Source organism: Roseovarius sp. THAF27 (assembly GCF_009363655.1).
Classification (GTDB): Bacteria; Pseudomonadota; Alphaproteobacteria; order Rhodobacterales; family Rhodobacteraceae; genus Roseovarius.
Genome location: NZ_CP045393.1, coordinates 4,041,614 through 4,054,429, shown reverse-complemented (window position 1 = coordinate 4,054,429; position 12,816 = coordinate 4,041,614). Strand labels below are relative to the sequence as shown.

The 12,816-nt window shown below is 64.2% G+C and carries 10 protein-coding genes and 1 tRNA gene; 8 read left to right on the top strand and 3 right to left on the bottom strand.

The genetic code is table 11. The features are described 5' to 3' along the window. Positions 1-93 precede the first annotated feature (93 nt). Both FIU89_RS20085 and FIU89_RS20080 read left to right on the top strand, forming a co-directional pair. Positions 94-924, top strand: a complete 831-nt coding sequence (locus tag FIU89_RS20085) for a PRC-barrel domain-containing protein (RefSeq protein ID WP_172978179.1) — start codon at positions 94-96, stop codon at positions 922-924. A 215-nt stretch (positions 925-1,139) separates the two neighbouring features. Next, a complete protein-coding gene (locus tag FIU89_RS20080; protein ID WP_152494222.1) occupies positions 1,140-1,481 on the top strand; it encodes a DUF2853 family protein in 342 nt (113 codons plus the stop codon). Positions 1,482-1,539: 58 nt separating this feature from the next. Here the strand turns inward: FIU89_RS20080 and FIU89_RS20075 are convergent, their stop codons facing one another. Both FIU89_RS20075 and FIU89_RS20070 read right to left on the bottom strand, forming a co-directional pair. After that, positions 1,540-2,082, bottom strand: a complete 543-nt coding sequence (locus FIU89_RS20075) for a hypothetical protein (RefSeq protein WP_152494221.1) — start codon at positions 2,080-2,082, stop codon at positions 1,540-1,542. 151 nt (positions 2,083-2,233) lie between these two features. Beyond that, positions 2,234-2,320, bottom strand: a tRNA-Leu gene (locus FIU89_RS20070). A 148-nt stretch (positions 2,321-2,468) separates the two neighbouring features. Here FIU89_RS20070 and FIU89_RS20065 point away from each other — a divergent pair. Both FIU89_RS20065 and FIU89_RS20060 read left to right on the top strand, forming a co-directional pair. Beyond that, positions 2,469-3,452, top strand: coding sequence for a complex I NDUFA9 subunit family protein (locus tag FIU89_RS20065; protein ID WP_152494220.1), 984 nt, complete (start codon positions 2,469-2,471; stop codon positions 3,450-3,452). After that, positions 3,449-4,183 (top strand): hypothetical protein, encoded by a 735-nt coding sequence (locus tag FIU89_RS20060; RefSeq protein WP_152494219.1) that lies wholly within the window; start codon positions 3,449-3,451, stop codon positions 4,181-4,183. The genes FIU89_RS20065 and FIU89_RS20060 overlap by 4 nt, the downstream gene beginning before the upstream one ends. Here the strand turns inward: FIU89_RS20060 and FIU89_RS20055 are convergent. Continuing rightward, complete coding sequence (locus tag FIU89_RS20055; protein ID WP_152494218.1) at positions 4,174-4,977, bottom strand: undecaprenyl-diphosphate phosphatase; 804 nt, start codon at positions 4,975-4,977, stop codon at positions 4,174-4,176. The genes FIU89_RS20060 and FIU89_RS20055 overlap by 10 nt on opposite strands. Positions 4,978-5,191: 214 nt before the next feature. On the opposite strand from FIU89_RS20055, the gene FIU89_RS20050 reads away from it, so the two are divergent. The 4 genes from FIU89_RS20050 to FIU89_RS20035 all read left to right on the top strand — a co-directional run bounded on the left by FIU89_RS20050 (position 5,192) and on the right by FIU89_RS20035 (position 12,795). Further along, positions 5,192-6,628, top strand: coding sequence for an NAD(P)-dependent oxidoreductase (locus FIU89_RS20050; RefSeq protein ID WP_172978178.1), 1,437 nt, complete (start codon positions 5,192-5,194; stop codon positions 6,626-6,628). A 65-nt stretch (positions 6,629-6,693) separates the two neighbouring features. Then, complete coding sequence (gene gltB / locus FIU89_RS20045; protein ID WP_152494217.1) at positions 6,694-11,226, top strand: glutamate synthase large subunit; 4,533 nt, start codon at positions 6,694-6,696, stop codon at positions 11,224-11,226. A gap of 159 nt (positions 11,227-11,385) precedes the next feature. Further along, positions 11,386-12,072, top strand: coding sequence for a monofunctional biosynthetic peptidoglycan transglycosylase (gene mtgA, locus FIU89_RS20040; RefSeq protein ID WP_254701749.1), 687 nt, complete (start codon positions 11,386-11,388; stop codon positions 12,070-12,072). Positions 12,073-12,129: 57 nt separating this feature from the next. Next, positions 12,130-12,795 (top strand): glutathione S-transferase family protein, encoded by a 666-nt coding sequence (locus FIU89_RS20035; protein ID WP_152494614.1) that lies wholly within the window; start codon positions 12,130-12,132, stop codon positions 12,793-12,795. The last annotated feature ends 21 nt before the right edge of the window (positions 12,796-12,816 follow it).

The window sequence follows — 12,816 nt, the reverse complement described above, 5'->3', positions numbered from 1 at the left end:
CCCGCATCCCGCCGGGCGGCATTTTCGATTCCGGCGGGAACTATCTTCGTCCGGGCGATGTTGAGGCGACATAACGCAAAGGAGGAAGACCCAATGTATAAGACCCTGACAACTTCTGTTGCCGCCATTGCCCTGATGACCGGCGCAGCCATTGCCCAATCCGATACGGATGCCGAAGGCACGCTCACCACCGAGCAATCGGCTGAAGCGGAAACCCAGGACACGTCCGAGCAGCTGGAACAGAGCGCCGAGAACACCGGCGAAGCTGTCGAAGACGCTGCCGAAGATTCGGCACAGGCCGTTGAAAACACGGCAGAAGACGCGGCCGAAGGTGCCGAGGACATGGCCGAAGGCGCAGCCGACGCGACTGAGGACGCAGCCGATGATGTTGCCGAATCGACCGACGAAGCCGCTGACGACATGACCGACAGCGACGTTGCCACGGACACCGAAGCCGATGCCGAGACGTCGGATGAAAACATGGCTGCGGACACTGAAACCAACGCTGAAACCGAGTCGTCCGACAACATGGCGGCCGACACCGAAGCCGACACCGAGATGGGTGCCGACGACGGGAATGCGGTCACCAGCACCGAAGGTGGCATGGACAGCAGCTTCAGCGGCATGCTGGTCGGCGACATCCTTGGCCAGAACGTGACCACCCAAGCCGGTGAAGACGTCGGCGAGATCGACTACATCGTGCGCCAGGGTGAAAGCCTTGCTGCCGTGATCGGCATCGGTGGCTTCCTTGGCCTGGGCGAATACACCGTCGCCATCCCGCTGGAAGAGTTCTCGATGGCCCCCGAAGGCGAAGGCATGATGCTGAGCTCGTGGACCGAGGAAGAACTGAAGGCACAGCCCGAGTTCGATGAGACCGGCGTGGAAGGTCTGGAAGACGACGTGCCGCTCGACACCGCGATGTAAATCGTACCCCTGCATCGGTACGCAGGCGCTGGGCGCTCTCCTTCGGAGGGCGCCCTTTGCGTGCCCGCATCGGGTGCCGTGTCGGTCCGTTCCGGGGAATACCGGCGAGAATTCCCTTTGTCGGGTGTCCGTCTGTGGCTATCCTGCCCGTGGCTTTCACGCCGGAACTGAAAACACACCCCGGTGGGACGCCGGGACAGGTGGGAGAAGACTTTATGGGACGCCGTGACGAATTGATCGCAAGATATGCTGACGATTTGAAAACGAAATGCGGGATGACCCCGGACATGGACCTGTTGACCAAGGTCACGATCGGCTGCGGGCCGGCGATTTACAACGCCGACGCCGCGACCGTGGCAGCCGGCCAGGACCACGAGCTTGAGACCATCAAGGACAATTTCCTGATCAAGAAGCTGGGTCTGTCCGACGGGCCGCAACTGATGGATGCGATCAACCAGTGCATCGAAACCTACGGCAAGTCCGAGCGCAACAAGTACCGCGCGGTGATCTATTACATGCTGACCAAGCATTTCGGCAAGGAATCGGCCTACGGCTGAGACCGGCCGAGAGTGTCAGGCGCCCGCCCCTTCGGCGGGCGTTTTCGCGTGCAACGCCTCAGCGCGACAGGCCGGGATCCCGCCCGCCCCGTTTGGGAACGGCTTTCACCACGATCCGCGTGGCCGGCCCGCGTGTGCCGTCCGGCGCGACAAGCACCGCGTTGAACACCGCGTCGATCCTCTGCTGCTCGGATGGCTGTCCGTCATACCACGCGTTGCCAAGGGTCAACGTGTCGGCGGCCGCGTCGTCGGGCATGACCGACCCTTTCGGAAACACGAAATCGTGGAACCGGCCCTCGGCCAGCGTCACCTCCGCCCCGACCTGGCCCAGCGTGAAGGGCGCGCCGGGCGGCAGTGCCAGTTCGACACTGATATAGCCCATTCCCCCGCAGAGCGACGACTCGCCCGGCGCCCCGCGCGCCAGCGACGCGTTGCGGATCACGGGTTTGGTCCGGGCCACGTACCGGGCGATCTCGTCCGGCGCCGCCGTACCCGGGCGCGGCTCGTAAGGGACGTGGAAAATCGCCGGCGGTTCACAGGCGACTCCCGCAAGCGGCAGCAGGGCACCAGCCACGAAGGCCAGAAGGATACGACATTTCATGCGACGTACTCCGACAGAAGGACGGCGCGTATCATAGCACGCCCCTGCAAAATGGGTCGCGGTTTCGCGTCTGCCGGTTCAGATTTCGGGAGTGTCGCCGTCGAAAACCCCCGAAGCGACAAGGCATCCCTGAATGTTGGGGTTTGACGAATGGTGCCCAGGAGAGGACTCGAACCTCCACGTCCATACGGACACTAGCACCTGAAGCTAGCGCGTCTACCAATTCCGCCACCTGGGCAGGTGTCGTGGAGGCGCATTTAGACATCTGGCCGGGGCGTGTCAACGTCGATTCGTGCGGATAATTCGGATTGGTCAATTCGCCTTGTCGATTTCCACCATCACGTCTAGTAGAATGGAACCCAAAGGCGCAGACGGGAGCACCAACCATGTCCAGGCTTGTCACCATTTACGGCGGATCGGGGTTTGTCGGGCGGTATATCGCACGGCGGATGGCGCAGAAGGGCTGGCGCGTGCGGGTCGCGGTGCGCCGCCCGCACGAGGCGATTTTCGTCAAGCCCTATGGCGTGGTGGGACAGGTCGCGCCGGTCGCCTGCAACCTTCGCGACGATGACAGCGTGCGCTCGGTAATGCGCGGCGCGGACGCGGTGATCAACTGCGTCGGCACGTTCGACCGGCGCGGCAAGAACAACTTTGACGCCATCCAGGTGGAGGGCGCGCGCCGCGTCGCGAAGATGGCGTCGGAGACGGGCGTTGGCCGCATGGTCCAGATCTCGGCCATCGGCGCCGACGTTGACTCGCCCAGCATCTATGCCCAAACGAAAGCCAAAGGCGAAGAGGCGGTGCTGGAGCACATGCCCGAGGCCGTGATCCTGCGACCGTCGGTGATCTTCGGGCACGAGGACAATTTCTTCAACCGGTTCGCCGGCATGACCAAATTCTCGCCGGTTCTGCCCGTGGTGGGCGGCGCGACAAGATTCCAGCCGGTCTATGTCGACAATGTCGCCGAGGCCGCGGTGATGGGTGCGACGGGCGACGCCGCGCCTGGCATCTACGAACTGGGCGGGCCGGACGTGCACACCTTCCGCGAGCTGATGCAGCAGATGCTGGACGTGATCCGTCGCCGCCGCCTGATCGTGAACATTCCCTTCGCGCTGGCGCGGCCCATGGGCATCGTGATGGACGGCGTGGAATTTCTCAGCGGCGGCCTGATCCCGGCACAGATCACGCGCGACCAGGTCGACAGCCTGAAGCGCGACAACGTGGTGTCGGAGGGCGCAAAGGGCCTCGATGCGCTGGGCATCCATCCCACGGCGATGGAGGCGGTGCTGTCCGATTACCTGTGGCGGTTCCGTCCGTCGGGCCAGTATTCGGACATCAAGGAATCGGCGCGCAACCTGCGCCAGGGATGATCCGCCGCGCGATATTGGCGGCGCTCCTGCTTGTGTGCTCCGCGCTTGCCACCGCGGCGCAACCGATCCCGGAACAGCAGGCGCAATTGTTCCTCGACTTCGCGCGTGACGTGTCGGGCAATGACCCGCAGGTCATGTCCACCACCCGCGCGCTGATCGAAACGCCGCCCACGACGCTGGAAACCATCGGCTTTTACGGTCTCGAAGACGCCCCGGCGCCCGAGCGCACGCTGCGCGGGATCATCAGCCTGCTCGACGCGCAGGGGCATCTGATTGGAATCGAGGACAAGTACATCTTCGAGATGCCGCTGGTGCTGGAACAGCAGGGGCTGGCCGATTTCGCGGGCGATCCGCGCAAGGATGTGATGCGCCTGTTTCCGGGTGAGGTAGACCCTGACTCCGGGCCGACGGCGGATCAGTGGCGCGCCTTCCGCCACGGATTCGGCGGCCATGTTCGCGCGATCGAGAAAGCCATGGCGCGCAAGGGGCATGTGCTCATGTCGCTGGATCTGCCGCTGGGCGACACGTTGCACCTGTGGTGCGCCTCGCCCGAGATGGCCGAGAAGTGGCGCGGCACGGCGCTTTACTTCGGGATCAACACGGTGACGGGGCGGCACTTTTCAACCGTCACGGTCAGCGTGACCGATCCCGCCTGGGACGATTACTGGGGGTTCCTGACCTATGCGCTGTTCATCCCCGAGCGCTATAGCGCCGTGCCGGATTACGAATAGGCCACGACCAGCAGCACGAGGCCAAGGACGATCCGGTAGATCACGTAAGGCGTAAACGACACGCTGCGCAGGAGCCGCATCATCAGGGTCAGCGCCAGCAGCGCCGACACGAAGGCGAACGCGGCGGCGATGGCGCTGTCGCGGATCAGCCCGATATTGGCGGTGTAGACCGCCTCTGCCCCCAGGAACACGCCGCTTTCAATGATCACGGGGATCGACATCAGCATCGAAAGTCGCGCCGCGTCGGACCGGCCATAGCCCATGAATCGCGCGCCGGTGATCGTTATCCCTGATCGCGACGTGCCGGGGATCAGCGCGATGGCCTGCCAGACGCCCATCACCATGGCATCGCGCAACGACCAGTCGCGCGCCTCGCGCGTTGCCTCGCCGGCCTGGTCGGACCAGTAGAGCACGATGCCGAAGACCAGCATCGTCCAGCCGATCACGGCGATCGACCGCATGTCGTCGTCCAGCCCCGTCATTTTCAAGAGCACGCCAAAGGCCACCACGGGGATCGACGACACGATCAGAAGGAAGGCCAGCTTGGACCCTTCCGTGTCGATCCGCCCCGTGACGGCGCGGGGCAGGCCCGACAGCGCCAGTTTCACATCGGACCAGAAATACAGGATCACGGCGAAGAGCGTGCCGACATGCACCGCCACGTCGATCGCCTGTCCCTGGTCGTCCAGTCCGGTCAGGCCCGGCAATAGAATGAGGTGCCCCGAGGACGACACCGGCAGGAACTCGGTGATCCCCTGAATCACGGCCACAAGGATGAGGTGGAAAAGCGGCATCTGCTCTGCTTCGTCTTTTTTTCTTAGCTATACTGCAAAGTGGATCAGAGGAAAGCGCGCATTTAAGTCCGGTTCGGACCTAAGTTTTTGATCAAACTTGACGCGAGCAGGGTCGGCAGATAAAAATAATGGAATATAGGTCAACTGTGCTGACTTTATTTTATCGTGACCTTGCACTAGACCATGTAGACCGAGGCGATCTTTGGAGAGAATCGTGGCAAAAACACCGATGCTGAAATTCGTGTCCGTCGAGCGGGACATGCCCACCAAGCGCACCGCTGATGCGCGCCGGGAAGATTTCAACGAGATCTATGCCGAATACGCCGACGAGAAGGCGAAAGAGCAGTCCGGCCGGTGCAGCCAATGTGGCGTGCCCTATTGCCAGAACCATTGCCCGCTGCACAACAACATCCCCGACTGGCTGCGCCTGACCGCCGAGGGACGCCTGCAGGAGGCCTACGAGGTCAGCCAGGCGACCAACACCTTCCCCGAGATCTGTGGCCGCATCTGCCCGCAGGACCGCCTGTGCGAAGGCAATTGCGTGATCGAGAAATCGGGCCACGGCACCGTCACCATCGGCGCGGTCGAGAAATACATCACCGACACCGCCTGGGAGGAAGGCTGGGTGCAACCCATCGCGCCCCTCCAGGAGCGCGAGGAAAGCGTCGGCATCATCGGCGCGGGCCCCGGTGGCCTTGCGGCGGCGGATGTGCTGCGCAATGCCGGCGTGCAGGTCACGGTCTATGACCGCTACGACCGCGCCGGCGGGCTGCTGACCTATGGCATCCCCGGCTTCAAGCTGGAAAAACACGTGGTCATGCGCCGCAACGACCAACTGGAAAAAGGCGGCGTCGAATTCGTGCTGAACTGCGACGTGGGAACCGACATCAGTTTTGACGAGATCCGGCAGAAGCATACCGCCGTCCTGATCGCCACCGGCGTCTACAAGAGCCGCGAACTGCCCGGCCCCGGCGCCGGTGCCGCCGGCATCGTGCGCGCCATCGACTACCTCACCGCGTCGAACCGCAAGAGCTTTGGCGACGATGTGCCGGAATTCGAAAGCGGCGAATTGAATGCCGAAGGCAAGCGCGTGGTGGTCATCGGCGGCGGCGACACCGCGATGGACTGCGTGCGCACCGCGATCCGCCAGGGCGCTACGTCGGTGAAGTGTCTCTATCGCCGCGACAGGGCCAACATGCCCGGCTCGCAGCGCGAGGTGATGAACGCCGAGGAAGAAGGCGTGGAATTCGAGTGGCTTTCCGCCCCCAAGGCGTTCCACGGCGACCCGGTGACCTCCGTCAAGGTTCAGAAGATGCGCCTTGGCTCGCCCGACGCAACGGGCCGGCAAAGCCCCGAAGAGATCGAGGGCGCGGATTATGACGAGCCCGCCGACCTTGTGATCAAGGCGCTGGGCTTCGAGGCCGAGGAGCTGCCGACGCTGTGGGGCCAGGACGAGCTGACCGTGACCCGCTGGGGCACCATCCGCGCCGAGTTCACCAGCGGCAAGACGTCCCTGCCGGGCGTCTATGCGGTGGGCGACATCGTGCGCGGCGCGAGCCTGGTGGTCTGGGCGATCCGCGACGGGCGTGACGCCGCTGCGGCAATCCTTGAAGAAATGGACGCCGGCGCAACGGCGGTGGCGGCGGAATAAGCGTATTTCGCTAGCTTAGAGACTGTTTTCCGGGCCACGCCCGCACCCACTGAAAGGGTATTGTGATGACCAAATTCGATGCAAACTGGGCCTCGCGCGAAGAGCAAAAGCGCAAGTGGATGGCCGAGAACGGCATGTATTCCGAAGAGGAAGAGCATTCCTCCTGCGGCGTCGGCCTGGTGGTGTCCGTCAATGGCAAGGCCAGCCGCAAGGTGGTCGAGGCCGGGATCGACGCGCTCAAGGCGATCTGGCACCGGGGCGCCGTCGATGCCGACGGCAAGACAGGCGACGGCGCGGGCATTCATATCCAGATCCCGGTGCCGTTCTTCTATGACCAGGTGCAGCGCACCGGCCACGAGCCGCGCGAAAACCAGTTGCTGGCGGTGGGTCAGGTGTTCCTGCCGCGCACGGATTTCGGCGCGCAGGAAACCTGCCGGACCATCGTGGAAACCGAAGTGCTGCGCATGGGCCATTACATCTATGGCTGGCGCCACGTGCCGGTGGACATCAGCGTGCTGGGAGAAAAGGCCAACGCCACCCGCCCCGAGATCGAGCAGATCCTGATTTCCAACGCCAAGGGCATCGACGAAGAGGATTTCGAGCGCGAGCTTTACGTCATCCGCCGCCGGATCGAGAAAGCCGCCGCCGCGGCGGGCGTGGGCCAGCTCTATATCGCGTCGCTCAGCTGCCGCAGTATCATCTACAAGGGCATGATGCTGGCCGAGCAGGTCGCGGAATTCTATCCCGATCTCAAGGACGAGCGGTTCAAGTCGAATTTCGCCATCTATCACCAGCGCTATTCCACCAATACCTTCCCGCAATGGTGGCTGGCGCAACCCTTCCGCATGCTGGCCCATAACGGCGAGATCAACACGCTGAAGGGCAACACCAACTGGATGAAAAGCCACGAGATCCGCATGGCCTCGCAATCCTTTGGAGAGATGGCCGAGGATATCAAGCCGATCATCGCGCAAGGATCGTCGGATTCCGCCGCTTTAGACTCTGTTTTCGAGGTTCTGGTGCGGGCCGGACGCTCGGCGCCCATGGCGAAAACCATGCTGGTGCCGGAAAGCTGGTCGAAGCAGGCCGAGGAACTTCCCGTCGCGTGGCGCGACATGTATTCCTACTGCAACTCGGTGATGGAGCCGTGGGACGGCCCCGCAGCTCTTGCCATGACCGATGGCCGCTGGGTCTGTGCTGGGCTCGACCGGAACGGGTTGCGCCCGATGCGCTATGTCGTGACGGGCGACGGCCTGGTGATCGCCGGGTCCGAGGCCGGGATGGTCCCGATCGACGAGGCCACCGTGCGTGAAAAAGGCGCTCTGGGCCCGGGCCAGATGCTGGCCGTGGACACCCAGAAGGGGCTTCTTTACCACGACACCGAGATCAAGGACAAACTGGCGCGCGCCCTGCCCTTCGACGAATGGGTGGGCAAGATCACAGACCTCGACGAGCAACTGGCCGGCGTGACCGAGACGGCGACATGTTCGGGCACCGACCTGCGCCGCCGCCAGATCGCCGCGGGCTATTCCGTGGAAGAGCTGGAACAGGTCCTCGCCCCCATGGCCGAGGACGGCAAGGAAGTCGTGGCCAGCATGGGCGACGACACGCCCAGCGCGGTCCTGTCCAAGAAATACCGCCCGCTCAGTCACTATTTCCGCCAGAACTTCAGCCAGGTGACCAACCCGCCGATCGACAGCCTGCGCGAATTTCGCGTCATGAGCCTGAAGACGCGGTTCGGCAACCTCAAGAATGTGCTGGACGAGTCGAGCGCCCAGACCGAGATCATGGTGCTGGAAAGCCCGTTCGTTGGCAACGCGCAGTGGCAGGCCATGCTGGAATGCCTGAACGCCGACCTGTGCGAGATCGACTGCACGTTCGAATCCGGCAAGGGCGCGCTGAAGGCCGGACTGGAACGTATCCGCGCCGAGGCCGAGGATGCCGTGCGCTCGGGTGCCGGGCATATCGTGCTGACCGATCAGGGCGTTTCAGAGACGCGCATCGCCATGCCGATGATCCTGGCCACCAGTGCGGTGCACAGCCACCTGACTCGCAAGGGCCTGCGCACCTTCACCAGCCTGAATGTCCGTTCGGCGGAATGCATCGACCCTCATTACTTTGCCGTCCTGATCGGCGCGGGCGCCACCGTGGTCAACGCCTATCTGGCCGAGGACAGCCTGGCCGACCGGATCGAGCGCGGCCTGCTGGATTGTTCTCTGACCGAGGCCGTGGCGCGCTATCGCCTCGCCATCGACCAGGGCCTGCTGAAGATCATGTCGAAGATGGGCATCAGTGTCATCTCGTCCTATCGCGGCGGCCTGAATTTCGAGGCCGTGGGGCTGAGCCGCGCCATGTGTGCCGAGTATTTCCCGGGCCTCACCAGCCGTATTTCCGGCATCGGCATCAGCGGCATCCAGGCCAAGCTGGAGGAAATCCACGCCACCGCCTTCCGCGGCGGCAAGAACGTGCTGCCTATCGGCGGTTTCTACAAGTCGCGCAAATCGGGCGAGACCCACGCTTGGGGCGCGCAGACGATGCACATGATGCAGATGGCCTGCAACAAGGCCAGCTTCGAGCTGTGGAAACGCTACAGCCAGGCGATGCAGGCCAACCCGCCCATTCACCTGCGCGACCTGATGGCGATCAAGCCCATGGGCAACGCCGTGCCGCTGGAAGAGGTGGAAAGCGTCACCGCGATCCGCAAACGCTTCGTCACGCCGGGCATGTCGCTGGGGGCGCTATCCCCCGAGGCGCACAAGACCCTGAACGTGGCCATGAACCGCATCGGCGCGCGCTCCGACAGTGGCGAGGGCGGCGAGGATCCTGCGCATTTCGTGCCCGAACCCAACGGCGACAACCCCAGCGCCAAGATCAAGCAGGTCGCCTCGGGCCGCTTCGGCGTGACGGCGGAATACCTCAACCAATGCGAAGAGCTTGAAATCAAGGTGGCCCAGGGCGCCAAGCCTGGCGAGGGCGGGCAGCTTCCGGGCATGAAGGTGACCAAGCTGATCGCGCGTCTGCGCCACTCGACCGAGGGCGTGACGCTTATTTCACCTCCGCCGCACCACGACATCTATTCGATCGAGGACCTGGCGCAGCTGATCTATGACCTCAAGCAAATCAACCCGACCGTGAAGGTCTGCGTCAAGCTGGTGTCGCAATCCGGCGTCGGCACCATCGCCGCCGGCGTCGCCAAGGCCAAGGCCGACGTGATTCTGATTTCGGGGCACAATGGCGGCACGGGCGCGTCCCCGGCCACGTCGATCAAGTACGCCGGCCTGCCCTGGGAAATGGGCCTGACCGAGGCGCACCAGGTTCTGTCGATGAACAACCTGCGCGACCGCATCACCCTGCGCACCGATGGCGGCCTGCGCACCGGGCGCGACATCGTCATGGCCGCGATGATGGGGGCCGAGGAATACGGCATCGGCACCGCCGCCCTGATCGCCATGGGCTGCATCATGGTGCGCCAGTGCCAGTCCAACACCTGCCCCGTGGGCGTGTGCACCCAAGACGAGTCGCTGCGCGAAAAGTTCACCGGCAATGCCGACAAGGTGGTGAACCTGATCACCTTCTACGCGCAGGAAGTGCGCGAGATCCTCGCCAGCATCGGTGCGCGCAGCCTCGATGACGTGATCGGCCGTGCCGACCTGCTGACCCAGGTCAGCCGCGGCTCGGCGCATCTGGACGATCTCGACCTCAACCCGATGCTGATCACCGTGGATGGCGCGCAGCACATCACCTATGACCGCAACAAGCCCCGCAACGAGGTGCCCGATACGCTGGACGCCGAGATCGTGCGCGACGCCGCGCGGTTCCTAAACGATGGCGAGAAGATGCAGCTGCACTACGCCGTGCAGAACACGCACCGCACCGTGGGCACCCGCGTTAGCAGCCATATCGTCCGCAACTTCGGAATGCGCAACGCGCTGCAACCCGATCACCTGACCGTCAAGCTGACCGGCTCTGCCGGCCAGAGCCTTGGCGCCTTCGCCGCGCCGGGGCTGAAGATCGAGGTGTCGGGCGATGCCAACGACTATGTCGGCAAAGGTCTGTCGGGGGCGACCATCGTGGTGCGCCCGCCCATGGTCAGCCCGCTGGAGGCGGCGGAGAACACGATCATCGGCAACACCGTCCTTTACGGGGCGACCGCGGGCTATCTCTTTGCCGCCGGCCGCGCCGGTGAACGCTTCGCCGTGCGCAACTCGGGCGCCAGGGTGGTGATCGAGGGCTGCGGCAGCAATGGCTGCGAATACATGACCGGCGGCATGGCCGCGATCCTCGGGCCGGTCGGCGCGAACTTTGCCGCGGGCATGACCGGCGGCATGGCCTTCCTCTATGATCCCGAAGGCGCGACCGACAAGCTGATCAACCGTGAATCCGTGGTGACCTGCCCGGTGACCGAACTGCACTGGCTGACCGAGCTGAAGGACCTGATCGAACGCCATGCCGAGGAAACCGGCAGCCTCAGGGCGCGCGAGATCCTGCAATACTGGGACGCCGAAAAGGACAAGTTCGTCCAGGTTTGCCCGAAGGAGATGCTGGGCAAGCTGGAGCATCCCATCGGCATCGAGGACAGCGCCATTCCGGCGGAATAGGGTCTGATATCGTATCCGGCCGGGGGCGGGTCCGCCTTGCCTCCGGCGCGGATATGGTCCGCCGGAACAAAGTGCCGATTGACCATCGGACCCCGGTTTGCACTATTGCGGGCAGCGATGGCCAGGAAAACGAGCAGCAGAAAATCCAGACCCTCGGTGATGGACCGGATCGCCGCCCCCGTCCTGTGGGCGCGGGTCTGGGTCGTGCGCCTGTTCCTGATCGTGGTGGTGATCGTCTGCGGCACGGTCCTGGCGCATCGCTGGTTCGCGCCGCCCGATACGCTCTACATGAAACAGGAGGCCTTTCGCCTGGGCGAGATCCGGCACCGATGGGTGCCGCTCGGCGATGTGGCGCCCGTGATGGCGCGCGCGTTGGTGGCGGCAGAGGACGCCAATTTCTGCCTGCACTGGGGCTTTGACATGAACGCCATCCGCGACGCGCTTGAAGACGGTAGCGGGCGCGGCGCGTCGACCCTTAGCCAGCAGGTGGTCAAGAACGTCTATCTCTGGCACGGGCGCAGCTGGACCCGAAAGGCGCTTGAGGCCGGGCTGACGCCGGTGGTCGAGCTGTTCTGGTCCAAGCGGCGGATCATCGAGGTCTACCTGAACGTGGCGGAGTTCGACGAGGGGATCTTCGGCATCGATGCCGCCGCCCGGCACTATTTCGACGTCGCCCCCGACGCGCTGAGCGACGTGCAGGCGGCGCGGCTGGCCGCCGTCCTGCCCAATCCCAAGGACCGCTCTGCGTCCCGGCCCAGCGATGCCACGCGCCGGCGCGCCGCCGGCATCATGGACGGGGCGGCCACGATTCGCCGTGACGGGCGCGCGGCGTGTTTCGAGGATTGAAATGGACGCGCTTACAGGGCATTGAAGGACTGATTTCGCAAGATGACCGGACCCCCAATGGCCAAGCTCTATCACGTTCCACTCTCGCCCTTCTGCCGCAAGGTGCGGCTATGCCTCGCCGAGAAGCGGATCGAATGTGAACTGGTGGAGGAACGCTACTGGGAAGCCGACCCCGATTTCCTGCGCCGCAACCCGGCGGGCAAGGTGCCGGTGCTGCGGCTGGACGGCATGACCCTGTCGGAAAGCACGCCGATCTGCGAGTACCTCGAAGACAAGCACCCCGAGCCCGCCCTGATGCCCAAGGCGCACGAGGGCCGCTACGAGGTGCGCCGGCTGGTGGCGTGGTTCGACGACAAGTTCCATCACGAGGTGACGTCGAAACTGCTCTACGAGCGGGTGAACAAGAAGGTGATGGGCAAGGGCTTTCCCGACAGCACCAACGTCAAGGCGGGCGCCAAGGCGATCAAGTTCCACCTCGATTACATGGCGTGGCTGCTGGACCGCCGCCGCTGGCTGGCCGGCGACGTGATGACCCTGGCCGATTTCGCCGCCGCGGCGCACCTGTCGAGCCTCGACTATATCTCCGACGTGGACTGGAACCGCTCGGACGTGGTCAAGGACTGGTACGCCAAGATCAAGTCGCGCCCGGCGTTCCGCAACATCCTGGCCGACCAGGTGCCGGGTTTCCCGCCGCCGGCGCATTATGCCGATCTTGACTTTTAAGGGGCTTTGCCCCTCGGCCTG